This is a genomic window from Pseudoduganella sp. jia 12, assembly GCF_055502675.1.
In genome coordinates this window covers 21,919-46,038 of sequence record NZ_JBUXKP010000014.1, presented here as the reverse complement: position 1 = coordinate 46,038, position 24,120 = coordinate 21,919, and the positions used below count along the sequence as shown (strand labels likewise).

The following is a 24,120-nucleotide window of genomic DNA, read 5'->3' as shown; positions in this document are numbered from 1 at the left end:
ATAATAATGAAATTGGTAGTGTTGTGGTATTGGTTGGCGGTATATTGGCGCTCAATTGGTTTTGCAAGCAACAGCAACAGCCAGAACAACAGCATGGCCAGGCTGCCGGCGGCGTACCGGTGCCCCGGCCAGGCACACGGATCAGTGAACGGACGGCCCGGTCAGACGGGCGCACATCAAGGGGGAGTACATGAAGCGCATCCAGGCAGCACAACCATCCACGCACCGCCCGGCCATCAACCGCCTGACGCCGGCGGCCGCCGCCGCCGCGATCCTGGTGCTCGGCATCTCCGCGCCGGCCCTGGCGCAGCAAGCCGCGGCACCGCAGGGAAGCGCGGCTCAGGCCGAAACGGAAGTGGTGATCGTCACCGGCATCCGCGCGGCGCTGCAGCAGTCGCTGACGGCCAAGCGCAATGCCGCCGCCAACGTGGAAGTGATCACCGCCGAAGACGTCGGCAAAATGCCGGACAAGAACGTGGCCGACTCGCTGCAGCGGCTGCCCGGCGTGAACATCAGCTCGTCCGCCGCGGGTTCCGGCGGCTTCGACGAGAACGACCGCGTCAGCCTGCGCGGCACCGCGCCTTCGCTGACGCAGACCACCATCAACGGCCACGCCGTATCGTCGGGCGACTGGTTCGTGCTCGACCAGGTGGGTGGCGCCGTGGGCCGCACCACGTCGTACTCGTTGCTGCCATCCGAGATCGTCGGCCAGGTCATCGTGCGCAAGGCGCCGACCGCCGACATGGTCGAAGGCGGCGCCGCCGGCTCGATCGACGTGATCACGCGCCGCCCGCTGGACTTCAAGGAGCCGCTGACGCTGGAAGGCTCGGTGCAGGCCGTGTACTCCACGCTGGCCGAAAAGACCGATCCGCAATTTTCCGGCCTCGTGAACTGGAAGAACGCCACCAACACCTTCGGCGTGATGCTGCAAGGGTTCTCCGAGAAACGCAGCCTGCGCCGCGACGGCCAGGAACTGCTGCAGTACACGCAGATCGCGCCCGGCAGCGTGCTGGCGCAGGCCCGGCCGGATCTCGCCAACGTGTGGTACCCGCGCCTGATCGGCTCTTCGCTGTTCACGCAGGAGCGCCACCGCAAGGGCGGCCTGGTTGCCGCCCAGCTCAAGCCGTCGCGCGAGATCTCGCTGGAAGCCACGTACTTCAATTCGAAGCTGGAAGCGTCGAACTACAACCGCAACTACATGACGGACATGAACGGCAGCGGTGCCATCGGCGGCAACGTGGTCCCGGACTCGTACACGGTGCGCAACGGCACGCTGACGTCGGTCAACTACAGCAACAAGGGCACCGCTGCCGCGCCGCTGCGCTACGGCATCGTCGACGACATCGTGCGCGAAGGAGCCTACGCGAAGTCCGAGTTCCTCGACCTGAACGGCAAGTGGCGCGTCAACGACCAACTGACCATCTCGGGCCTGATCGGCAAGACGAAGGGCACCGGTGCCACGCCGTCGCAGGGCGTGTACGAGGGCGACGTGAACAACTCCGGCGTCAGCTACCAGCTGAACGGCCTGGGCTCGCCGGCCACCGTGAAGTTCCCGAGCATCGATACGTCCGTCTTTACCGGCACGGTGCTGGACTGGGTGTTCGGCTACAGCCCGGCCACCACGTCCGACGAAGAGACCTACGGCCAGATCGACGCGGCCTTCCGCCTCGATCACGACACGTTCAAGGAAATCAAGTTTGGCCTGCGCGGCACCGATCACAAGCGCAGCAACTTCGCGATCTCGCAAGGCCCGAACTGGGCGAACACGGAACCCGGCACGGCCAACACGAACCCGGCCTGGAACGGCAACACGTATCCGGGCGATTTCGGCAAGGACCTGGGCGGCGATTTCCCGAAAAACGTGTGGGAACTGGATCCGTCCATCTTGCAGGAATGGGGCAATGTGCACTCGAACCGCAGCGCCGAGCGGATCTACTATCCGGACATGTTCAACCTGACGGAGAAGACCAAGGCCGCGTATGTGTCGACCGAGATGGAAGGCGATGGCTGGAGCGGCAACCTGGGCGTGCGCGTGGTGCGCACCGAGGGCGAGTCGAACGGCTACCAGATCCTGCCGAACCAGCTGCCGGGCGGGAACCTGCCGGCATTCCCCTGGGGCGGCTTCGTGCAGCAGACGCGCATCGAGAACAACCACACGGAAATCCTGCCGAGCCTGAACCTGCGCTTCGACGTGCGCAGCGATGTCGTGGCCCGCTTCGGCGCCTCGCGCACAATGACGCGGCCGGACTTCGGCGCGCTGGGCGGCACCGTGTCGCTGACGGATGAAACGCATACGGGCAACGGCGGCAACGCGGCGCTGAAACCCACGTTATCGAACAACCTCGATGCGACCGTGCAGTGGTACTTCGCACCGCGCGCCCTGGCCTCCATCGGCGTGTTCTACATGGACCTGCACAACTACGTGGGCTACGGCAGCAGCACCGGCACGTTCATCGACAGCCGCGCATCGCAGCAGTCGGGCCAGCCGACGTTCGCGACCTACACGATCACGTCGCCGATCAACGTGGATGCCAGCGTGAAGGGCATCGAGCTGGCGCTGCAGATGCCGCTGGGCGCGGGCTTCGGCGTGGACGGCAACGTCACGCTGTCCGACTCGAAGCAGGACTTCGGCAGCTGCCCGGCCACGCAGACCATGACTTCGTCGGACCCGTGCGACATGCTGGGCGCCTCGAAGACCACCGCCAACGTCGGTGCCTACTTCGAGAACGAACGGTTCAACGCCCGTATCGGCTACGCGTGGCGCTCGTCCTACCTGGCCGCGCAGGACCGCGGCACGCCGCTGTACCAGGACGCGGTGGGGCAGCTTTCCGCCTCGCTGAACTGGAACATCACGAAGAACGTGATCCTGACCGTCAGCGGCCAGAACCTGAACGAGCCCACCTTGAAGAACTACGTGTACAACAAGGACCAGCCGGGCCGCTTCTACGCCAACGGCGCCCAGTACTACGCCGGCCTGCGGTTCAAGTATTGATAACTGCAGCAAACATTTCCTGTAACCGGGGGTGGCGCAGGGGTTTCGCAGAACATGTTCTGCGCCTGCGGAACGGTGCGAGCCTGTCAGCGCGCACTCCTTCCAGACCCCGATTTTGAGAAACATTTCCTAAAACCGGGGTCTGACCCCGGTTTTGAGAAACATTTCCTGTAACCGGGGTCTGACCCCGGTTTTTGGCAATTTTCGCGCACATGACCACTGCCGCTATCGAACTGACCAGCGCTTCCGCTGAAAGCCTTGCCGGCTCGCAGGCTGGACAACTGCCCCTGGTGTTGCGCGGCTACGTGAATTCCTGGCCTGCCGTGGCGGAAGCGCGACGGTCGCCGGAGGCGCTGTGCGGCTATCTGCTGCGCTTCGGCCGGGGCGCGGCGGCCGCCGTAGCGGACACCGTGCTGATGCCGCCGGAGGAAAAGGGGCGGCTGTTCTATTCGCCGGACATGAAGGACTTCAACTTCGTGCGCAGCAAGCGGACGGTGGCGGCCGTGATCGAGCAGGTGGCGCGCTATTCGCAATTCCCGGTCGCGCCGGCGGTAGCGATGCAGAGCGCGTTGCTCGATGACGTGCTGCCCGGCTTCGCGCAGGAGAACCGCGCGCCGCTGCTGGATCAGCTGAACGATCCGGCGGTGAAGCCGCGGCTGTGGCTCGGCAACGAGGTGGTCACGCCGGCGCATTTCGATGAGTCGCACAACCTCGCCTGCGTCGTCAGCGGCAGGCGCCGTTTCACGCTGTTTCCGCCCGGGCAGGTGGCGAACCTGTATCTCGGGCCGCTGGATTTCGCGCCGACGCCCACGCCGATCAGCCTCGTCGACTTTCGCTCGCCCGATTACCAGCGCTTCCCCCGCTTCCGGGAAGCTGCAAAGCATGCGATCGTCGCCGAACTCGAGCCGGGCGACGCGCTGTACATTCCCTCGCTGTGGTGGCATCACGTCGAATCGATCGGCGTACTGAACACCATGGTCAACTACTGGTGGACCGCGCCGGCGGCCGGCGGCCTCACGAAGGCCGGCGTGCTGGCGCAAGCCATGGAAACCCGATGAAGACAAACAAGGTTTTGGTCGCCGCGCTGCTGGCGCTGTGCGGATCGGCCGCAGTGGCGGCCCCGCGCGTCGTCGTCAGTCCCTATAAATTCCTGCCGCTGAACCGCGCGCCGGATCACGTGATCGGCGCGCGCGACGCCACGCCCTACCTGGCCGGCAAGCCGGCGGCGCTGACGTGGGCCTTCGCCACCGGCGAATGCGGCAGCGAGACGTGGCGCGAACAGACGGGCGAGCAGGTCGCAAAGGCCAACGTGGCGGCCTTCGCGAAAGCCGGCGTGGACTACGTGGTCTCCACGGGCGGACAGGGCGGCGTGTTCACCTGCGCCACCGACGAGGGCATGGAGCGCTTCATCGTCCGCTACGATTCGCGGCACCTGGCCGGCATCGACTTCGACATCGAGGCGGGGCAGACGAAGGAGCAGATCGCCTCGCTCGTGCAGCGCGCCGCCACCGCGCAGAAGAAGCGCCCGCACCTGCGTTTCTCGTTCACCGTGGCCACGCATGCGGCGTCCGACGGCAGCCGGCGCAGCCTGAACGCGCTGGGCGAGACGATCCTCGCCGCCGTGCGCGCCGGCGGCCTGCGCGACTGGACGTTCAACCTGATGGTGATGGATTACGGCCCGCCGGCGCCGGATGTGTGCGTGGTGCGTGGCGACGTGTGCGACATGGGCCGGTCGGCGGTGCAGGCGGTGCGCAACGTGCACGAAAAGTACGGTATCCCGCTCGCGCAGATCGAGGTGACGCCGATGATCGGCGTGAACGACGTGGCCCGCAACGATTTCACGCTGGACGATGCGCGCATGCTGGGCGCGGCGGTCAACGAGATGGGCCTGGCCGGGCTGCACTGGTGGTCGCTGGATCGGGACCAGCCGTGCAAGGTTGCGGTGCAGGGGGCCAGCGACCGGTGCAGCGGCGTGACGGGCGCCGCGGGGGCTTTCGATGCGGCGTTTCGCGAAGGATTGGATGGCAAGCGCTAGGGAAAACTGGTGGCTTCAACGCCAACAATAAAAAAAGCGGGAAGGCCATCGGCCATTCCCGCTTTTTTTGCGCCGAAGCGTCGGTGATTACTGGGCTGCCTGCGCCTGGGCGTTGCCGCCGGCAGGGCGGTTCACCCACATGATCCAGTAGCGCGCCAGGTCGCCGCGGCCGTCGGTGCCGGTCACGGTCTGCAGCGTCTTGATCGCGTCGTCCTTGCGGCCGGCCAGCGCATACGAGTAACCGAGGCGCAGCTTGGCGTCTTCGGCGTTCTGCAGGCCGCCCTTGGTGATGCCTTCCTGGATCAGGGCGATGCCCTTGTCGTGCTGGCCCAGCGTCACGTACGCGTAGCCCAGGTTGATCAGGCCGGTGCCGTTCTTCGACTTGCGGGCCGAGGCTTCGCCGGTGCCGATGTTCTTCGTGTCGTCCGCGGCCTGCTTGTCGGCCTGCGCGCGCAGCTTCTTGTGCTCGGCCGCCTTGTTGCCGGTGCCCAGCACGCCGTTCGAGAATCCGGCATCCAGCGCCTGCTTCGCTTCGATCGGCTGGCCTGCCAGCAGCGCCAGTTCGGCCAGGGCCGTGTACTCTTCGGCGGCCATCTTCGACACGGCCACTTTTTCAAGCCGCAGCACGTCCAGCGCGAAGCGGTTCGAGTAGCTGGCCTTGCCCTGCGTGCGGCTCAGCAGGTCGAGCCAGTAATCGTCGTTCGGGTAGTAACGCACCAGGTTTTCCAGCGCCACCAGGTAAGTGGCCTGGTCCTTGGTCTTCGCGCCGGAGTTGGCCAGCAGTTGCAGCTCTTCCAGCTTCGGCGTGGTGCCGGCCTTCTGGTGTGCGTCCAGGTCTTTCAGCAGTTCCGTCTTCGCGGTGGCGAAGTCGTTGTTGAAGTAGTGGGCGCGGATGATGTACGGGCGTACCTTGGTATCGCCGGTCTCGGTCTGGTAGCGGTTGAACCAGGTGATCGCCTTCGGGTAATCCTTGTTGTTGTAGTACTGCGTGGCCAGTGCCTGCACGAAGTCGCGCTGCTCGGTCGGCTGCAGCTTGCCGGAATTGATCACGGCTTCCAGCGCGGTCGTCAGCGTTGCGGTGTCGTTGGTGGCCGAGGCCACGGAGATGCGCATGCGGTTCAGTACGAAATCTTCGTACACGGTCCGGTTCGGCAACGCATCGGCCTGGGCCAGGCGGCTCTTCACTTCGGCGTAGTTCTTGGCATCCATCAGCGGCTTGATCTGGGCCGGATCGACCAGCTTGAAGATCTCAGGGCGCACGGTGTCCTTCGGTGCCTCGGCCTGGGCTGCGGGCTTGTCTTGGGCGAATGCCGCAGCGGGCAGCGCGAAAGCGGCGTTCAGGCCGATGGCTGCCAGCAGGAGGCTGATGCGGGCGAGACGGAACTGGGGCATGATGAAAAAATCCTTCAATCAAGGGACAAACACTTATTGTCCCATAAATTTCAAAATGAATAGGGTTTCAGATTACGCAACTGCGGCGACGCGTAAAGATACTACGGAAGCATTCGCCGCGCCATTGGTACCGCAATCAAATCGGCTCACTGCGCCGCTGTCGCCTGGGGCTCGCCATCCGGCTGTGCGGCGTCTTCGACCACCCGCGATGCCATCGGAATGAACTGCGACAGGATGGCCACGGGAATCGCCGCCACCAGTACCCACACGAAAAAGTGCTGGTAGCCGATCGCCGTCTGGACATCGCCGCTGATCCACCTGAACAGCACCTGCCCGAGCTGCATGATGCCCGTCGCGAAAGCGTAATGCGCGGTCGTGTATTTACCGGGAGCGACCACCTGCATCATGTACAGGATGATGCCGACGAAGCCGAAACCATAGCCGAACATCTCGGCGGACAGCGCGGCGCCGATGATCGCCAGGTCCTGCGGCTGCCACGTGGACAGGTACCAGAACACGAGGTTCGGCAGGTTCACCGCCAGGATCAGCGGCAGGATCGCGCGGCGCAGCCCCAGCCAGGATGAAAAATAGCCGCCGGCGATCGAGCCCACGATGAAGGCGATCGTACCGGACGTGCCGTACACGATGCCCACCTGGTCGGTGGTGAGCCCCAGGCCGCCCTTGGCGAGCGTATCGCGCAGGAACAGCGGCCCGATCGTCTGCACCTGCGCCTCGCCGGCGCGGAACAGGATGATGAACAGGATCGACACCCAGATGCCCGGCTTGTTGAAGAAATCGATGATCACTTCCCGAAGCGTGCGGGCGATGTCGGCCGCCGTGTGTCCGGCGCCGGTCGGGTTCCTTGCGGCCGGCAGCGACCAGCCGTGGTACATGCCGAGCGCGGTCATCGCCACCGCCAGGATGCAGAAGACGATCGTCCATGCGGCCGTGATGCCCTGCGTCTTTTCCAGGTAGCCGGCCAGGATCACCAGGCCGCCCATCGAGATGAAACGGCCCGCGTTGAAGAACGTGCCCGTCCAGCCGGCATACTGGGCCTGCTGCTTCTTCGTCAGGCTGGCGATGTACAGGCCATCGCACGCGATATCGTGGGTAGCGGCGCTGATCGCCACCAGCCACAGCATCGCCAGGCAGGCAGCGAACCAGGAGGGCAACTGCAACGCAAGGGCAACGAGGCCCATGCAGGCGCCGCCCACCAGCTGGAACGTGACCACGACGGCCTTCTTGCTGGGCGCCAGTTCCAGGAACGGGCTCCAGAGCGGCTTGAGCACCCACGCCATCCCGATCGCCGCGGTCCACCGCGCGATATCGCCATTCGCCACGCCCATGCTCTTGAACATCTGCGCCGCGACCACCGTGATCGCGTAGAACGGCAGGCCCTGGGCCAGGTACAGCGTGGGCACCCAGAACTGCGGCCGGCGTGCGGAGGCGGTGTCCTGCATCGTCTTGTCCGTGCTCATGTCGGCGCTGCCGGTCATGCAAAGCCCGGCACCGGGCACTTGCCCTGCGCCTGCAGCTCGCCGGCCAGCCAGGCGTTGACGGCGTCGAGCGCCGGCGCGGCGAAGCCATAGGTCATCAGGGCCGGCGCATCGATGTCGAGCGCCTGGTAGGGGTTCCACAGCGCCACGTGCAGGTCGGGCCGCCACGTGGCGCGCGCATGCGGGCCATAGCGCAGGCGCGACGTGGAAGCGAGGATGGTGTAGCGCCCGTCCGCCGGCAGGGCGGACCAGTCGAAGCCTTCGGCATCGGCGAACGTCACCAGTTCCACGTCGTACAGGCGGCGCAGGGACTCGGCCACTTTCGCCGCCGGCACGCCCGCTTCCGACACGCCGTCGCTGACGACGTCCTGCCGCACCACGAGGCGGACCTTGCTGCCGGCCGCGGGCCGTTGCGGGTTGCCGCGGGCCGTGAGCGCGCGGCGCCAGCCCTCGGCCATGATGGCGCGGTCGACGGCGTCCTCGGCATAGTCGCGCGGTGCGCACGGATACTTCGCGGCCAGCGCGGAAAGGCGGGCCAGCCGTTCGTCGACCTGCGCGCGGGTGATCGTGCCGTCGGCGATGGCCTGCGCGATGGCCTCCAGCGTTTCATCCTGGGTTTGCGGCGTGCCGAGGGCCATCACCATGTCGGCCCCGGCAGCCAGTGCCCGCACGGCCGCGTTGCCGGCACCGTAGCGGCCGGCGATCGCGTGCATGTCCATGCCGTCGGTGATGATCACGCCGTCGTAGTGCCATTCGCGGCGCAGGATGCCGTCCAGGATTGCCGGCGACATCGTGGCCGGATTGTCGGCATCGATGGCGGGGTAGACGATGTGCGCCGTCATCACGGCCGGCGCCATCGGCGCGGCAATGCGGAACGGCGCGAATTCGAACGCTTCCAGTTCGCTGCGCGGCTTGTCGACGGTGGGCAGGTCGCGGTGAGAATCCACGCTCGTGTCGCCATGGCCGGGGAAATGCTTCACGCAGCAGGCTACGCCTTCTTCCTCGCTGCCGGCCATCCACGCCATCGCCAGCTCGGCCGCCCGTTGCGGTTCGGCGCCGAACGAGCGCTCGGCGATCACGGGGTTGTGCGGATTGTTGTTCAGGTCCAGCACGGGCGCGAAGTTCCAGTTGAAGCCCAGCGCCTTCACGGCGCGTGCCACGGCAGCGCCGGTGCGGCGTGCCAGGCCGGTGTCATCCGCCGCGCCGAGTCCCATCGCCGCCGGCGGCGCCGGCACCCACGTGGCGCGCACCACGGCGCCGCCTTCCTGGTCGATCGCGATCAGCGCCTCGGGGCCGAGCGCCGCGCGCAGGTCGGCGGTCAGCTTCGACAGCTGCGCGTGGTCCGTCATGTTGCCGCGAAACAGGCACACGGCGCGAATGCCGTTCGCCTTGAGGAAATCCGCCGTGGCGGCATCGAGCTCGGTGCCGGGGAAACGGATCATGATCAGCTGGCCCGCCAGCTTGCGTAGTTCGCCTGGTTCGCTCATTGGATGCATTGAAAGATGTTGAAGGACGGCCGGAAAATCAGTTGGTCTTGGTGACCTTGGACAGGTGCCGGGGCTTGTCCGGGTCGAGCCCGCGCGCGGCCGACAGTTTCGCGGCCATCACGTAGAACGCCTGGACCGCCACGATCGGGTCCAGGTCCGGCGTGGCGGCCACCGGCAGCGTGAGGTCGCGCTGCGCCACATCGTCGGGCGCGGCCAGCAGCACGCGCGCACCGCGGCCGCGCATCTCTTCCGCCAGCGCCAGCAGGCCCGCCTGCGTGGGGCCGCGCGTGGCGAAGATCAGCAGCGGATAACCTTCGTCGATCAGCGCCATCGGGCCGTGCTTGATCTCGGCGCCGGAAAACGCCTCGGCCTGCAGCGCCGACGTTTCCTTGAATTTCAGCGATGCCTCCAGCGCCACGGGGAAGCTGATGCCGCGGCCCACCACCATGATGTTGCGGGCCGGCGCCAGCACGTCCACGGCCTGCTGCCAGTCGGCCTGCGTGGCCGCCCGCAGCGCGTCGGGCAACGCCGCCAGGCCATCCTTCAGTTCCCGGTCGTCCTGCCAGTTGGCGACCATGCGGGCGCCGGCCACCAGCGACGTGATGAAGCTCTTCGTGGCGGCCACGCTCTGCTCCTTGCCGGCGCGCAGCGGCATCGCCCACTCGGCGGCCTGCGCCAGCGGCGAGTCGATGTCGTTGACGAGCGCCACGGTCGTGGCGCCGCCGTCGCGGAAGTAGCGGATCGGCTCGACCACGTCCGGGCTCTGGCCCGATTGCGACACGGCGATCGTCAGCGTATCGCGCGTGACGAGCGGCGACTTGTGCAGCGTGACGAGCGACATCGGCAGCGAGGCGACCACGCGGCCGAGGCGCGCCATGATCAGGTACGCGATGTAGTTCGATGCATGGTCGGAGCTGCCGCGCGCCACGGTGAGCGCCGTGGAAAATGGCGTGCCGGCGAGCTTGCGGCCCAGTTCCGCGTAGCGGTCGATGTCGTGCGCCAGCTGTCCGGCCACGCATTCGGCCGCGGACAGCGCTTCCTTAAGCATCATTGAGGTCAACGCATTCTCCTTCGATGTAGACGGCTTTCAGTTTGAGGTCGCGGTCGAGCACCACGATGTCGGCCCATGCGCCAGCGGCCAGGCGGCCACGCTCTTCCAGGCCCAGGTAATCGGCGGCGTGCGTGGATACGCGGGCCGACGCATCGGCCAGGTCGAGCCCCAGGCCCACGAGGTTGCGCAGCGCCTGGTCCAGCGTCAGCGTGCTGCCCGCCAGCGTGCCGTCCGGCAGGCGCACGCCGCCCATGCACTTGTGCACCGTATGCCGCCCCAGCATGTATTCGCCGTCCGGCATGCCGGTGGCGGACGTGGAATCGGTCACGCAATACAGCCTCGGGATCGCGCGCAGCGCCGTCTTGATGGCGCCGGGGTGCACGTGCAGCAGGTCGGGAATCAGTTCGGCGAACTGCGCATGGGCCAGCGCCGCGCCGACCATGCCGGGTTCGCGGTGGTGCAGGGGACTCATGGCATTGAACAGGTGCGTGAAGCCGGCCGCGCCGTGTTCCAGGGCGGCCACGCCATCTTCATAGGAACCCAGCGTGTGGCCGATCTGCACGCGCATGCCTTCGTCGGCCAGCTCGCGCACCAGCGTCAGGTGCCCGGCGATTTCCGGCGCCACCGTGATGACCCGCAGCGGAGCAAGGAGCTCGAGCCGTTTGACTTCGGCCAGCGTGGCGGCACGCGCGAAATTCGGTTGCGCGCCCAGCTTGCCGGAATTGATGTACGGGCCTTCCAGGTGCGCGCCCAGCACGCGGGCTTCACCTTTGCCGCGCTCGCGCACCGCCGCGCCGATCGCCGTCAATGCCACGTCGATGTCTTCCGGCGGCGCCGTCATCGTCGTGGCCAGGATGCTGGTGGTGCCGTGGCGGGCGTGCATCGCGGCGATCCTGTGGACGGCGTCGCCGCCTTCCATCACGTCGCGCCCGGCGCCGCCATGCACGTGCAGGTCGACGAAGCCGGGCAGGATGTAGTCGTCCCCGTTCAGCTTCGGATCGACGGCGCTGCCGTCGATGCCGGCGACGCGTTCGCCGAAGGCGAGGGTGCCGGCGATCCAGCCGCCCGGGGTAAGGATATTGCCCTTGAGGGTATCGAGATTGCTTGCATCGTTCATCGACGCGACTCCGCTACGAATTCATAATAATCACTGCGGCACCACGAGTGGGTCAATTCCACCGCGGCGCCGCTTTCCAGGTAGCTCACGCGCGTGATGTGCAGCATGGCCGTGCCGGGCGCGATATCGGCCAGCCTGGCCTGTTCGGGCGTGGCATTGATCGCGCGGATATGCTGCAGCGCCCGCATCGGCACCGTGCCGTGCGCTTCCAGGTAGCCGTACAGCGAATCGGTCACGCGCTGCGGATCGGGGATGTAGGCGGCGGGGATCGTCGATGTCTCGATCGCCATCACCACGTCGTCCGCCGTGCGCAGCCGCTTCAGGCGCGCTACCGGCACGTTCGGCGACAACCCCAGCGACAGCAGTTCCAGTGGCGCGGCGATGCCGATCTCCCGCTGCAGCCAGCGCGAGCCGGCGGTAAAGCCGCGCTGGCGCAGCTCTTCGGAAAAACTCGTCAGGCGCGACAGGGGCTGTTCCAGCTTCGGCGTGATGTAGGTGCCGGAACCGCGGCGGCGCGTGAGCATGCCGCGGTCGCACAGCAGGTCGATCGCCTTGCGCGCGGTGACGCGCGAGATGTTCAGCGCGTCGGACAGCACGCGTTCGGAAGGCAGTGCCTCGTTGGCGCGCCAGTCGCCGCCGGCGATGCCGTCGGACAGACGGTTCGCCAGTTGCATGTACAGCGGCGTGTCGCTTGTTGCATCGGGGTGGAAATCGCGCAGTCGGGCGGGCATGGTCTACTCCTTCACGGCGGCATGTGCAGAATCCGCGGGCAGGCTTTGCCGGATCAGTTGCAGCGCGCCGGCCGCGGAGTCGCCATTGGCGGGCACGATGCGCGCCAGCAGGTCGCCCGGCAGGAAGGCGCGCATCGGTTCCGCGAGGCCGCCGCACAGGGCGATCGGCAACCTGGCCGTCGTGTCAAGCGCGCCGGCGATCAGCGCCACCTGGCGGCCCGCTTCGATCATGATCTCGCGCGCCGTATCGTTGCTGTCCGCATGGGCCAGCACGATGCGCGCCACTTGCGCATACAGGGTTTGCGTGGCGCTGGCGAGCCACAGCTGGATGGCGTCGCGGCTGCCGCCGCAGTGCTCGATGACGGCATCGGCAAACGCGCTGGCTGCGGCACGGCCGTCGATCACGTGCTGCACGTGGTTCACCGCGTGCATGCCGATCCAGGCACCGCCCGCTTCATCGCCGGACGGGAAGCCCCAGCCGCCCACTTCGCGCCGCGAGCCATCCTCGCACAGCGCCTCGCCGACGCTGCCCGTGCCGAGGGCGATGATGGCACCGGGCCGGCCCTCGTGCGCGCCGAGCACCGTGGTGTAGGCATCCGTTTCCAGCGCCACCGCCGCGTAGCCGGGATTGGCACCGATGAAGTCCGCCGCCCACCCTTTGTTGTGGACGCCGGCCAGCCCCAGCCCGACCGCGATGCATTCGCGCTGCGGAACCGGAATGCCGGCCGCCGCGAACGCCTTTGCCGCCGCCTGTTCGACGGATTGCCATGCGTTGGGAATGCCATGCAGCAGGGCGGACGGTCCGCTGCTGCCTTCGCCAAGTAACGTGCCGTCCGGCCCTGCGAGACGCACCCGGGTGCCGGTGCCGCCGCCGTCGACGCCGATCAGATAATCGATCATAGGAGAGGTGTAGGAAGAAATCGAAGTGACTATAGGGTGACCTAACCAGCTTGTCAACAGGTATTTAACTGGTATTATCGAGACGCGTTTCGATGAAGAGTCGAAGCCGGGGTAATATTAGATAAGTACATGTTTATTAATGGAAAATTATTAGATATAAATGGTATCCCATCTGGTATGTATAGTACCGGTTTGGCTAATACCAAAAGCAAAAACCCGGCACGTGGCCGGGTTCTCCCGGCCGGGCCGGGAAGGACGGGAGGAGGAGGCGTCAGCGCATGTCGCGCGTGCCGTCACGGTCGATCGTCACCAGCCGGTCGGGTCCGGCCCTGCCATGTGTTTCGACCTTGCCGCGCACATTGACGACGGCATTGCCTGGACCGCGCACCGAGACCTGGGCCTGGTCGGCAAGCAGTTCGCGGCCATCGATGCCGCCCGAGCCGGTCAGCGTGGCCGCCAGCCGTGCCGTGCTGCCCTGCAGGTGGGCGGTGCCCGGGCCGCCCAGCACCAGCCGCACGCTCTTCGCCTCCGCCCGCGCGGTCAGGTCGCCCGAGCCGCGCAGTTCGGCGTCCAGCGAGTCCGTCACCCGCTGCAGGTGGATGTTGCCGGGGCCGTGGCCGCGCAGCACGGCCCGGCCGGCCGCCAGCGCTTCGCCATCGAAATTGCCCGAGCCGCTCACCGACGCTTCCAGCGCCGCCGTCGTGCCGGCCAGCTTCATGCTGCCGGGGCCATCGAGCTGCACGCGCAGGCTCTGCGTCTGCAGGCCGCGTGCCTCCAGGTCGCCGGAACCGCGCACCCGTGCCTCCATCTTGCGGATTGTGCCGGCAACGCAGGCGCTGCCCGGGCCCGACAGGTTCGCGCTGGCGCTTTCCACCGCCAGGGCACATGCCTCCAGGTCGCCGGAACCGGCCAGCGTGGCGTGGATTTCGCGGCTGCGGCCTTGCAGCGTGACGGAGCCGGGGCCGGTCAGCGCGGTGCTGACCTTGTCGGCGCGCAGGTCATTCACTTGCAGGTCGCCGGAGCCCGTCACGTCGGCCGCCAGTTCCTGGGTAATGCCGGCGGCTTCCACGTCGCCCGGCCCGCTCAATTTCAGGCGCAAGGTGGCCGTGCGCAGGCCGCGCAGGTCGATGTCGCCGCTGCCGCTGCCGCGCACGGACAGCTCGCGCACGTTGCCATTGGCCTGCAGGTCGCCGGGGCCGGTCACGGCCAGTTGCAGCGTGTCGCCGCGCGCGCGGTCCAGCCGCACGTCGCCGCTGCCGGCGGCGCGCAGGCTGGCCAGTTGCGGCGCGCCGATCGTCACCGTGACGGGCTCGCGGCGCTTGCCGAAGCCGAAGTGCCAGCCGCCATGACCCTTGCGGCGCACCACGAGCGTATCGCGGTCGATGAACGTTTCGATATCGGCCAGCTCCTTCGCGGGGCCCGCCAGCCGCAGCGAGCGCGGTGCCTGGGCATCGACATGCACGTCGAAGGGACCGGAGAGGTCGATCGCGGTGAAGGTGCCGATGTCGCGGGTCTCGGTGGCGCTTGCCGTTGCCGGGGCAGCGTGGGCGGCAGGGGCTGCCTGCAAGATGAGGGCAGGCAGGGCGAGCAGGGCGAACGGGAAAGCAAGCGGGAACGAGGGGCGGTTCATGTTGGCCTCATTGGAAAAGCATGACGGGATGCCAACAGGGTAAGCGAGCAGCGCCCGCCGGGCGAGGGCGGCGGGATGGACTGGTGAAAACGCGGTGCCGGCGGCAGAATGAGGCGACAGGCGGAATGACTGGCGGGGGGCGGGCGTTCAGTCGAACCGGTCTTCCTTGCGGCTCACTTTCAGGAAGATCAGCGCCAGCCCGACCAGCAGCATCGATGCCATGTCCGGTTCGGGAAGTGTGGGCGGCACCTCGACCCTGGCCGGCATGGGCACCGCCGGCATGGCGGGCGGCGCCGGTGCAAGCGCCGTATCGGTGGAGAGGCGCAGGGACGGCTGCCCCTGCGCCCATGGCGCGCCGTCGCGGTGATAACCCGACAGGGCTTCACCCGTGAAATACCAGGCTTGCGTCACGTCATTCACGTCCGCCATCTGCCAGGTGGCAAAGGTGACCGGTTCTGGCGCCGCGTGGACGGTGGCGGCGGATGCTGCGGTGGCAAAGGCAACTGCACGAACGATTTTCATCATGGTCCCGTCCCGGCTTGAGCCTGCCTATTAAAGCATAGTCCGTAGCGAAATGATAACGATTCGCGGAAAATAGACGCCGTAGATGCCGGCCGCCGCAAGGAGGTGTCATAATGCATGTCGGAGGAATTTCGCAAAATGATCAAGTATTTAGGCACCCGGAAAACCGATCAGGGCGGGACGTTGTACGTGTTCCTCATCAACGGGCAGGAAAAGCAGGTGCCGGAAAGTGCGCTGAAACAGTACCCGGGTTGCTACGAAGCGCTCCCGGAATCGGCCAAGGCCAGGATCGCCGCCAACCGCAAATGGTTGCAAAAGCTGTAAGGGGTGCAGGGGCTGCAGCAGTTGCAAAGTCCAGCGCCGTGAAGGCCTCGCTGTTCCTCGGCTGCATCCTCGGCGGGGTCGTCGCGCCGCCGCTGCAGGCGAAAGTACCCACGCATTTCGGCGTGGTGATGGGTAACGGCCTGCTGTGCCGCGACCAGACTTCGAACCGCTATTATTTCGACTACATGGTGCGCTGGTTCGGCCAGCCCTACAAGCGCGAGGGCGGCGCGTACTGGTTCCGCACGCCCGAGGCGAAGCTGTGGGGCTTTGCCGTGCGCGAAGTGATCGTCAGCGACGAAACCTTTCCCTACCGCTTCGTGGGCGCGGTGGCCGACACCACGCCGGACAAGCTGGCGGCGGCGATCACGCAGCGCGACGGCCTGCGCTATGCGACAATCACGGGTTCCGCGACACCGGTGCGCGAAACGTCCACCGGCGGGCGCATCGCCTACGCCGATACCCGCTCCAAGATCTACTGCGCCAAGTTCAAGCCGCTGCCGCCCGCGCTGCGCTGACCGACCATCCATGTACACGCGATTCTTCAACCTGACCCGCAGCCCGTTTTCCATCGCGCCCGATCCGCGCTACCTGTACATGAGCGAACGCCATCGCGAAGCGCTGGCGCACCTGCTGTATGGCGTGGGCGGCGGTGGCGGCTTCGTACTGCTGACGGGCGAGATCGGTGCCGGCAAGACCACCGTGTGCCGCTGCTTCATCGAGCAGGTTCCCGAAGGTTGCAGGCTGGCGTATATCTTCAACCCGAAGCTGTCGGTCGAGGAACTGCTGCAAGTCGTCTGCGACGAATTCCGCATCGCGCTGCCGGCGGGGGCGGGCACCGTCAAGCACTACGTGGATGCGATCAACCGGCACCTGCTGGAGAGCCATGCGCGCGGCGAGAACAGCGTGCTCGTCATCGACGAGGCGCAGAACCTCTCCGCCGCCGTGCTGGAGCAGCTGCGCCTGCTGACAAACCTGGAAACGAGCGAACGCAAGCTGCTGCAGATCATCCTGATCGGCCAGCCAGAGCTGCGCACGATGCTCGCGCGGCCCGAGCTCGAGCAACTGGCGCAGCGCGTGATCGCGCGCTATCACCTCGGTTCCCTGAGCGCCGTCGAAACCGCGCACTACATCGCGCACCGGCTCGCGGTGGCCGGGCTGGCCGGGCCCTCGCCATTCCCGGCCGGCGTGGCGACCACCATCCACGCCTTGGCGAAAGGCGTACCGCGGCGAATCAACCTGCTGTGCGACCGCGCGCTGCTGGGCGCCTACGTGGAAAACAAGGCGCAGGTCACGCGCCGGATCGTGCGGCGCGCCGCGCAGGAAGTGTTCGGCGCGGACATGCCGCGTCCACGCCCGCGCTGGCCGCTCGTGGCCGGCGGCGTGCTGGCCGGCGCCGTGCTGACGGCCGCCGCCGCGTGGCAGCTGGCACCACGCCAGGCCGCGCCGCCTGCCGCCGCGACTGCACCGATTGTGCCGTCCGCGCGGCCGGCACCGGTGCAGGCGCCACTGCAAGGGACGGACAGCGAGGCCACGCTGCGCCGCCTGGCCGCGCTGTGGGGCGTGGCGTGGAAGGAGGGTGCGGGCGACGTGTGCGCGGAAGCGCGGCAACAAAACCTGCGCTGCCTGTCCAGCCGCGGCACGCTGGACGAGCTGCGCCTGCTGGACCGGCCGGCGATGCTGGCGCTGAACGACGATCCGGCCACGCCGACCTACGCCTTGCTGGTGGCGCTGGGCGAACGCGAAGGCACGATCGATATCGGCGGCCGGCGCCACACGGTGGCGCGCACGGCGCTGGACAACCGCTATGACGGCACCTTCACCACGTTCTGGCGCGCGCCGCCCGGCTGGCGCGAGCAGGTGGCGGCCGGCGACCGCGGCCCGGAAGTGGACTGGCTGGCGCGGCGCCTGGCCGGGTGGGCGAACGCCGCGCGGCCGCAGGACGATGCACCGCTGGGCGGCGAGACACTGCGCCGGCTGCGCGACTTCCAGGCGGCGCAGCAACTGAAGGCGGACGGCGTGGCCGGCCCGAAAACGTTCATCCGGCTGAGCCTGCTTGGCGAAGCCGGCACGCCACACGCGGAGCCCCGCCTGGCACCGGCTGCCGGGAGCAAATGACATGTCCTATATTCTCGAAGCACTGAAGAAGGCCGAGGCCGAGCGCCAGCTTGGGGAGGCGCCGAGCATCCATGCACCGCTGCCGGACGCGCCGGCCGCGGGCGCTGCGCCGCTGCGCAAGCCACTGCTGGCGGCGATGATCGCGATGGGCGCCGTCATCGTCGGGCTCGCCGTCGTCGTCTGGCGGCAGGCCGGCGCACCGGCAGCATCCGCGCCACCGGTGCAGCCGGTACCGGCAGCGCAGCCGCAGGTGGTTGCCGCGGCGCCCGCACCGGTTCCCGTCGCGATCGCGCCGGCACCGGTAGCGTCAGCGGTACCGGCGCCTGCCGCTGCGCCGCTACCGGCAGTCCCGCCGGTGCCGGCAGCCCAGGCGGCACGGGAAACGCCGCCTGCCGTCGCGTCCAGGAGGCCGGACCCAGCCGCGCGAGCCGAAGCGCCGCCAGTCGCGGCGGCCGCATCCGTCCCGCAAGCCGAAGTGCCACCGCGCGAGGAACCGGTGCAGGCGCTGCGCGACTTGCCGGAACCGATCCGCCGTGCGATCCCGCCGGTGGCGATGAGCGGCTACATGTATTCGCCGAATCCGGCCGACCGGCTCGTGCTGATCGACAAGGTGCTGCGCCGCGAGGGCGACGAAGTCGCACCGGGGCTCGTGCTGGAACGGCTCGAAGCGAAGGGGGCCGTGTTCGCGTTCCGGGGCTACCGGTACAGGATGCCGTACTGACGGGCGTTCCGGTCCGCACCGGTGCCATCGCTGTGCTGGCTGTCGCGCACGATCGATACCGTCATCGTGGCGTCATAAAGGATTGTCACACTTTCTTCATCGACAATTCCACGGACTGACTTATGAAGTTTTCCATCTTGCATGCGTTGCCCCTGCTGGCCGCCGCCGCTCCAGTGCGTGCTGCCTTGCCCGACGGCGCGGCGTCCGAACCGGGCGTGCTGGTCGTCGTGATCGCTTGCGTCGGCCTGTTGTGCCTGATGGGCAAGGGTGGCGGCGACGGGCCTTTCCGCCCGGACAAGTAATCCCCCATCGCACTTGATATGGGCACGCGCCCGCTCCATACCGGACACGAGAGCCGGTCTTCTATAATGGCTCCATTCGTACAGGAGCAAGAATGGAGCACATACACGCCGCCGCGGCACCGGTCATCGGCATTGTCGGCCGGTCGGGCAGCGGCAAGACCACGCTGCTGGAATACCTGATCGGCCAGTTGGCCGGGCAGGGCCGCAAGGTCAATGTCATCAAGCACAGCCACCACGACCTGGACCTGGAGCCGCCGCACAAGGACAGCGCCCGCCTGCGCCGCGCCGGCGCGGCCGAAGTCATGGTAGCGTCGCCTTACCGGTTTGCCATTGTCCGGGAAATGCGCGGCGCCCCGGAGCCGGGGCTCGACGAGCAACTGGCGCGGCTGGCACCGGCGGACCTGACACTGGTGGAAGGCTTCAAATCGTTCCCGATCGACAAGCTGGAAATCCACCGCGGCGTCGGCGACAGGGGTCCCCTCTATCCGGACGATCCGCACATCGTGGCCGTCGCGTCGACGCTGCCGCGCCCGGCCGACGTGGCGCCGCACGTTGCCTGGCTGGACCTCGACGACCGCGAGGCCGTGCTGGCGTGGCTGATCGACACATGGTTGCCCAAGAAAAGTTGAAGAATAAAAACACGTAGCCGGCCTCAAGTTCGCCGTGGCTCTTCCGTAAACGGAGGATATGCCTCGATGCGGGGCGGCACAGTGGAGGAAGTATGGACGCAATGAGCATTGCCCGCCTGTCGACGACGATCGCCGAGACAGGCACGAAGCAGGACGTCAGCATGGCCGTATTGAAGAAGGCCATGGATTCGCAGGCAGCATCCGCCGCCGCGCTGCTCGACGCGCTGCCAGCCTCGCAGCCCGCGCCGACCCTGCCACCGCACCTGGGCAACCGGATCAACACCACAGCTTGAGCGCGCCCCCGAGCGCGCTGGCCCGCTGTTCCCCGTGGACAGCGGGCTTTTTTATTGCCTGAAAATGGGCGGTCCGGTGCTCCGGACGTCCGAATCTTTCCTGGAAAATGGGGTACGTCCCCATTTTTCGGGCAACTTTCGCTAGAATCATCGGGTTTGACCGACTGGAGGGACAATGAACAAAAGTGCAATGATTGCCGCGGCGCTGGCTGCCACGTGCGCGGCGGGTGCCGCGCAGGCGCAGATGGGCGGCGGGGCCGACAAGGAAAAATGCTACGGGGTGGCGAAGGCGGGCCAGAACGATTGCGCGTCGTCGGACGGCGCGCATGGCTGCGCGTCGATGGCGCGCACCGACAACGCCCCCACCGAGTGGAAATGGGTAGCCAAGGGCAGCTGCGAAAAACTGGGCGGCAAGACCACGCCGCCGGCCAAGCCCGCCGGCAGCGACTGAGCAGCATGGCTGCGCCCGCCACGCTTGCCGGCGTTGGCCTGCGGGCGCCGCACTACCGCGATTTCCTCGAGGGCCGGCCGCGCGCCGGCTGGCTCGAGGTGCATACCGAGAACTACCTGGCCGACGGTGGCCGCGACGTGCAGGTGCTGCACCGGTTGCGGCGCGATTACCCGGTCAGCCTGCATGGCGTGGGCCTCGGCCTGGGGTCCGCCCACGGCATCGCGCCCGGGCATCTGCAGCGCATCCGCGCGCTGGCCGAACGCATCGAACCGTTCCTCGTTTCCGAACACCTGAGCTGGGGCGGCTTGCCGGGCCGGCACCTGCACGACCTGTTGCCGCTGGTGCTGGACGAGGCCACGCTCGACCTGCTGGCCGCCCGCGTGGCGCAGGTGCAGAATGTGCTGCAGCGGCAGATCCTCGTCGAGAACGTGTCGGCGTACGTGCGGTTCTCCGCCGATACGATGAGCGAGGCGCAATTCCTCGCCGCGCTGGCGCAGCGCACGGGGTGCGGCCTGCTGCTCGACCTGAACAACCTGCATGTCAACGCCTGCAACCACGGCGAAGACGCGCTCGCCGCGCTGGCAGCCATCCCGCCGGGGCTGGTCGGCGAGTTCCACCTCGGCGGCCATCTCGCCGCGCCGGACGTCGTCATCGATCACCATGGCGCGCCGATCGCGGAACCCGTGTGGCATCTGTACGAAGCGGCGCTGGCGCGCTTCGGCGCCGTGCCCACGCTGGTCGAATGGGATGCCCACGTGCCGCCGATCGGCGTGCTGCTGGCCGAGGCCGACAGGGCATCGGCGCTGTTGTCGCGGGCGGCACCGATGCCGGCGCCGTCCGGGCGGCCACGGCCGACATCGCTGGCCGAACCCGACACGGCCGCGCTGGCCGTCGTGCAGCAACGTTTCGCCGATGCATTGCTGCCGGCCGGCGAAGCCGGCGGCCTGGCGGACGTGCTGCGCGCGGCGCCGCTGGCATCGCGCCTCGCGGTCTATCGTGGCAATCTCGCCGGCGGCTGGATCCTGGCACTGGCGGCCGCTTTTCCCGTCGTCACGCAACTCGTTGGCGAAGATTTCCTTGCTGCGCTGGCACATGCGTACGGCACGCGCCACCCGTCGGCAAGCGCCGACCTGAACACATTCGGCGCCGGCTTTGCCGACTTCCTCGCTGGCTTCCCGCACGTGGCCGGCCTGCCATACCTGCCGGACATGGCGCGGCTCGAATGGCTGCTGCACCGTGCCTGTTACGCCGCCGACGTGGAACCGCTGGCCCCGGCCGCGCTGGCGCACGTTGCGCCGGAGGCATTCGAACACTGCCGGCTGGTGCCGCATCCGGCGGCCGCCGTGTTCGCATCGGCGTGGGCCGTGGTACCGCTGTGGCAAGCCCACCAGCCGGGCACCGAAGTGCCGTTCCCGGACGACATGGCGGCGCCTTCATGGGCCCTGGTGGCCAGGCGCGGCTGGCAACCGGACGTGCTTGCGCTGGATGCTGCCACATGGCATGCGCTGGCCGCGCTGGAACAAGGCGCGTCCGTGGGAGAGGCGCTCGACGCGGCGCTGGCGGTGGATACGGGTTTCGACCTGGTGCCCCGGCTGGGGCAGTGGATCGCGCACGCCGCATTCGCGGCACTGCGCGGCAAGGCGGACGACGACTAGCTGAAAGCGCGGAAGAGCCGGGCTTCGCCGGTGCTGTCGCGATGGCGCAGGCTGGCTTCGTGCGTGGCGGCGATCATCCGCTCGAGCTGGGCATCTTCGATCCGTTGCAATTCCTCGTTTGCCACGGCCAGCGCCTGCGCGAGCTTGTCGCGCGCGGCGCGGTAGGCACCGTTGCGTGCGCTGTCGGTGCAATTGAACAAGTCTTCGGCATTGTCGATCACCTGCTGCAAATCGCCGATCAGGCGCTGCTGCATGGGGTGCGGTGACAGGGGCTGCAAGGGGGCCGCGGCGGGCGCTGCCTTCTGCAAGGATGGTTTCGGCGGTTCAGGATATCGGGTGGGGTCGAGATGGTCCATGCGTGCTCCGGATTGATAATTCCTTCCACAAATCCTGCCACTATAGCCGCCGAAGTAGCATGCGATTTGCAAACGATTAAGACCGCCGGAACCTTATTTCCCTGCCGCGTTGCCAATCACGGTGATGCGCACGTCGCCGATGGCAACCTGCTGGCCGGCGCGGATCTTGGCGGTCTTGCGCAATTCCTGCTTGCCATCCACCCGCACGTCGCCGCTGGCCACGATCTGCTTGCCGGCGCCGCCGCTGTCGCACAGGCCGACCACCTTCAGCAACTGGTTCAGTTCGATAAATTCCGACGTTAATTCAAAGTCTACTTTTTGCATTTTATCCTCGTTTCCGTGTGGCCGGAGAAATTTAATTGTTCCGTTACTAACTTTATTCGCCTCCGGCCCACGCGGCCTGGTCAGCCTTTCGCACCCGGCCGTGTCATGGCCAGCGGCACGATCCACTCGTCGAACTGCTCCGCCGTGACAAAGCCCAGGGCCAGCGCCGCTTCCTTCAGCGTGGTGCCTTCATGCTGCGCTTTCTTGGCAATCTGGGCGGCGCGATCATACCCGATGTGGGGCGCCAGCGCGGTCACCAGCATCAGCGAGCGCTCCATCAGCTCGCCGATCCGTTCGCGGTTCGGTTCGATGCCGCGCGCGCAGTGCTCGTCGAAGCTGCGCATGCCGTCGGCCAGCAGGCGCGCGCTTTGCAGGAAGTTATGGGCGATCAGCGGCTTGTAGACGTTCAGTTCGAAGTTGCCGGAAGCGCCGCCGAAGGAAATGGCCACGTCGTTGCCGAACACCTGGGCACACAGCATCGTCACGGCTTCGCACTGGGTGGGGTTGACCTTGCCCGGCATGATCGAGCTGCCCGGCTCGTTTTCGGGGATGGTGATTTCTCCCAGTCCGGAGCGCGGGCCGGACGCCATCCAGCGCACGTCGTTGGCGATCTTGAACAGCGCTGCCGCCAGGGTCTTCAGGGCCCCGTGGGCCGCCAACAGTGCCTCGTGGCCGGCCAGCGCGGCAAACTTGTTGTCGGCAGTGCGAAACGGCAGTTGCAGGCGCTGCGCCAGCTCGGCGGCGATCCGCGTCGCATATTCCGGGTGGGAGTTGAGCCCGGTGCCGACGGCGGTGCCGCCGGCGGCCAGTTCCAGCACGGCGGGCAGGGCGTGTTCGATCGCGCGTTCCACGTAGTCGAGCTGTGCGACGTAGCCGGAGAATTCCTGGCCCAGCGTCAGCGGGGTGGCATCCTGCAGGTGGGTGCGGCCGATCTTGACGATGTCGGCAAACGCCTGCGCCTTGCCGGACAGCGTGGCGCGCAGCTGGCGCAGCGCTGGCAGCACGTCGGTTGCCAGCGCCACGCCGGCCGCCACGTGCATCGCCGTGGGGAAGATATCGTTCGACGACTGGCCCTTGTTGACGTCGTCGTTCGGGTGCAGCTTGCGCTCTTCGCCGCGCACGCCGCCCAGCAGCTCGGAACCACGGTTGGCCAGCACTTCGTTCATGTTCATGTTCGACTGGGTGCCGGAACCCGTTTGCCATACCGACAAGGGGAACTCGCCGGCATGCCGGCCTTCCAGCACTTCGTCGGCGGCGCGCACGATCGCATCGGCCTTGGTGGCATCCAGCACGCCCAGGTCGACATTCACGCGCGCGGCGGCCCGTTTCACGTTGGCCAGCGCGCCGATCAGCTCGGGCGCCATCTTTTCGGTGGAAATATGGAAGTGATGCAATGAGCGCTGCGTTTGCGCGCCCCATAGCTGGTGTGCCGGCACATCGATCGGGCCAAAACTGTCGCGTTCGGTTCTGCTGTCCATGGCGTCCTCTGGGTAAAAGATGCATTAAGTGTAACCCACGCATGAAAATCGGTTCGAGCACTCAAAGAATGCGAATTTCCGCCGTTAAACACTTACGTCACGGAAATTTTCATTTACCA

At 67.3% G+C, this 24,120-nt stretch carries 24 protein-coding genes; 12 read left to right on the top strand and 12 right to left on the bottom strand.

Annotation, left to right across the window (positions count from 1 at the left end; translation table 11 throughout):
- Positions 1-190: 190 nt before the first annotated feature.
- The 3 genes from ACY65G_RS26205 to ACY65G_RS26195 all read left to right on the top strand — a co-directional run bounded on the left by ACY65G_RS26205 (position 191) and on the right by ACY65G_RS26195 (position 5,027).
- Positions 191-2,992 carry a TonB-dependent receptor gene (locus ACY65G_RS26205; protein ID WP_465000220.1) on the top strand — a complete coding sequence of 934 codons (2,802 nt, stop codon included), beginning with the start codon at positions 191-193 and terminating at the stop codon, positions 2,990-2,992.
- Between the two features lie 212 nt (positions 2,993-3,204).
- On the top strand, positions 3,205-4,050 hold the full coding sequence (locus tag ACY65G_RS26200) for a cupin-like domain-containing protein (RefSeq protein WP_465000219.1): 846 nt from the start codon (positions 3,205-3,207) through the stop codon (positions 4,048-4,050).
- Complete coding sequence (locus ACY65G_RS26195; RefSeq protein WP_465000218.1) at positions 4,047-5,027, top strand: glycoside hydrolase family 18 protein; 981 nt, start codon at positions 4,047-4,049, stop codon at positions 5,025-5,027. Before ACY65G_RS26200 ends, ACY65G_RS26195 begins: the two co-directional genes overlap by 4 nt.
- An 87-nt stretch (positions 5,028-5,114) precedes the next feature.
- Here ACY65G_RS26195 and ACY65G_RS26190 read toward each other — a convergent pair whose 3' ends face one another.
- The 9 genes from ACY65G_RS26190 to ACY65G_RS26150 all read right to left on the bottom strand — a co-directional run bounded on the left by ACY65G_RS26190 (position 5,115) and on the right by ACY65G_RS26150 (position 15,356).
- Positions 5,115-6,419: a tetratricopeptide repeat protein gene (locus ACY65G_RS26190; protein WP_465000217.1), complete on the bottom strand. Its 1,305-nt coding sequence runs from the start codon at positions 6,417-6,419 to the stop codon at positions 5,115-5,117.
- 146 nt (positions 6,420-6,565) lie between these two features.
- Complete coding sequence (locus ACY65G_RS26185; RefSeq protein WP_465000216.1) at positions 6,566-7,915, bottom strand: MFS transporter; 1,350 nt, start codon at positions 7,913-7,915, stop codon at positions 6,566-6,568.
- Positions 7,912-9,402 carry a beta-N-acetylhexosaminidase gene (nagZ, locus tag ACY65G_RS26180; RefSeq protein ID WP_465000215.1) on the bottom strand — a complete coding sequence of 497 codons (1,491 nt, stop codon included), beginning with the start codon at positions 9,400-9,402 and terminating at the stop codon, positions 7,912-7,914. The genes ACY65G_RS26185 and nagZ overlap by 4 nt, the downstream gene beginning before the upstream one ends.
- A gap of 37 nt (positions 9,403-9,439) precedes the next feature.
- The gene (locus ACY65G_RS26175; RefSeq protein ID WP_465000214.1) at positions 9,440-10,453 is read right to left on the bottom strand and encodes an SIS domain-containing protein; all 1,014 of its coding nucleotides are present in this window, start codon (positions 10,451-10,453) and stop codon (positions 9,440-9,442) included.
- Positions 10,443-11,570, bottom strand: a complete 1,128-nt coding sequence (gene nagA / locus ACY65G_RS26170; protein ID WP_465000213.1) for an N-acetylglucosamine-6-phosphate deacetylase — start codon at positions 11,568-11,570, stop codon at positions 10,443-10,445. Before nagA ends, ACY65G_RS26175 begins: the two co-directional genes overlap by 11 nt.
- Entirely contained in the window at positions 11,567-12,301 is a 735-nt protein-coding gene (locus tag ACY65G_RS26165; protein WP_465000212.1) for a GntR family transcriptional regulator, read from the bottom strand. The genes nagA and ACY65G_RS26165 overlap by 4 nt, the downstream gene beginning before the upstream one ends.
- Before the next feature lie 3 nt (positions 12,302-12,304).
- A complete protein-coding gene (locus ACY65G_RS26160) occupies positions 12,305-13,201 on the bottom strand; it encodes a glucosamine kinase nucleotide-binding domain-containing protein (protein WP_465000211.1) in 897 nt (298 codons plus the stop codon).
- Between the two features lie 271 nt (positions 13,202-13,472).
- Positions 13,473-14,831, bottom strand: coding sequence for a GIN domain-containing protein (locus ACY65G_RS26155; RefSeq protein ID WP_465000210.1), 1,359 nt, complete (start codon positions 14,829-14,831; stop codon positions 13,473-13,475).
- Positions 14,832-14,978: 147 nt separating this feature from the next.
- Positions 14,979-15,356: a hypothetical protein gene (locus tag ACY65G_RS26150; protein WP_465000209.1), complete on the bottom strand. Its 378-nt coding sequence runs from the start codon at positions 15,354-15,356 to the stop codon at positions 14,979-14,981.
- A gap of 114 nt (positions 15,357-15,470) precedes the next feature.
- On the opposite strand from ACY65G_RS26150, the gene ACY65G_RS26145 reads away from it, so the two are divergent.
- The 9 genes from ACY65G_RS26145 to bufB all read left to right on the top strand — a co-directional run bounded on the left by ACY65G_RS26145 (position 15,471) and on the right by bufB (position 21,843).
- The gene (locus ACY65G_RS26145) at positions 15,471-15,677 is read left to right on the top strand and encodes a hypothetical protein (protein ID WP_465000208.1); all 207 of its coding nucleotides are present in this window, start codon (positions 15,471-15,473) and stop codon (positions 15,675-15,677) included.
- A gap of 38 nt (positions 15,678-15,715) precedes the next feature.
- Positions 15,716-16,192, top strand: a complete 477-nt coding sequence (locus tag ACY65G_RS26140; RefSeq protein ID WP_465000207.1) for a hypothetical protein — start codon at positions 15,716-15,718, stop codon at positions 16,190-16,192.
- A gap of 10 nt (positions 16,193-16,202) precedes the next feature.
- Entirely contained in the window at positions 16,203-17,792 is a 1,590-nt protein-coding gene (locus tag ACY65G_RS26135) for an AAA family ATPase (RefSeq protein ID WP_465000206.1), read from the top strand.
- Position 17,793: 1 nt separating this feature from the next.
- Positions 17,794-18,513: a general secretion pathway protein GspB gene (locus ACY65G_RS26130; protein ID WP_465000205.1), complete on the top strand. Its 720-nt coding sequence runs from the start codon at positions 17,794-17,796 to the stop codon at positions 18,511-18,513.
- 122 nt (positions 18,514-18,635) lie between these two features.
- On the top strand, positions 18,636-18,815 hold the full coding sequence (locus ACY65G_RS26125; RefSeq protein WP_465000204.1) for a hypothetical protein: 180 nt from the start codon (positions 18,636-18,638) through the stop codon (positions 18,813-18,815).
- A 92-nt stretch (positions 18,816-18,907) separates the two neighbouring features.
- Positions 18,908-19,444: a molybdopterin-guanine dinucleotide biosynthesis protein B gene (gene mobB, locus ACY65G_RS26120; protein ID WP_465000203.1), complete on the top strand. Its 537-nt coding sequence runs from the start codon at positions 18,908-18,910 to the stop codon at positions 19,442-19,444.
- A gap of 101 nt (positions 19,445-19,545) precedes the next feature.
- Entirely contained in the window at positions 19,546-19,737 is a 192-nt protein-coding gene (locus tag ACY65G_RS26115) for a YjfB family protein (protein ID WP_465000202.1), read from the top strand.
- 175 nt (positions 19,738-19,912) lie between these two features.
- Complete coding sequence (locus tag ACY65G_RS26110) at positions 19,913-20,188, top strand: BufA1 family periplasmic bufferin-type metallophore (protein ID WP_465000201.1); 276 nt, start codon at positions 19,913-19,915, stop codon at positions 20,186-20,188.
- Positions 20,189-20,193: 5 nt separating this feature from the next.
- Positions 20,194-21,843, top strand: a complete 1,650-nt coding sequence (gene bufB, locus ACY65G_RS26105) for an MNIO family bufferin maturase (RefSeq protein WP_465000200.1) — start codon at positions 20,194-20,196, stop codon at positions 21,841-21,843.
- Here bufB and ACY65G_RS26100 read toward each other — a convergent pair.
- The 3 genes from ACY65G_RS26100 to fumC form a co-directional block, all read right to left on the bottom strand.
- Positions 21,840-22,199, bottom strand: coding sequence for a hypothetical protein (locus ACY65G_RS26100; protein ID WP_465000199.1), 360 nt, complete (start codon positions 22,197-22,199; stop codon positions 21,840-21,842). The two genes, bufB and ACY65G_RS26100, sit on opposite strands and share 4 nt — an antisense overlap.
- Before the next feature lie 93 nt (positions 22,200-22,292).
- Entirely contained in the window at positions 22,293-22,523 is a 231-nt protein-coding gene (locus ACY65G_RS26095) for an RNA-binding S4 domain-containing protein (protein ID WP_465000198.1), read from the bottom strand.
- Positions 22,524-22,603: 80 nt separating this feature from the next.
- Positions 22,604-24,001 carry a class II fumarate hydratase gene (gene fumC / locus ACY65G_RS26090; RefSeq protein ID WP_465000197.1) on the bottom strand — a complete coding sequence of 466 codons (1,398 nt, stop codon included), beginning with the start codon at positions 23,999-24,001 and terminating at the stop codon, positions 22,604-22,606.
- Between the last annotated feature and the right edge of the window lie 119 nt (positions 24,002-24,120).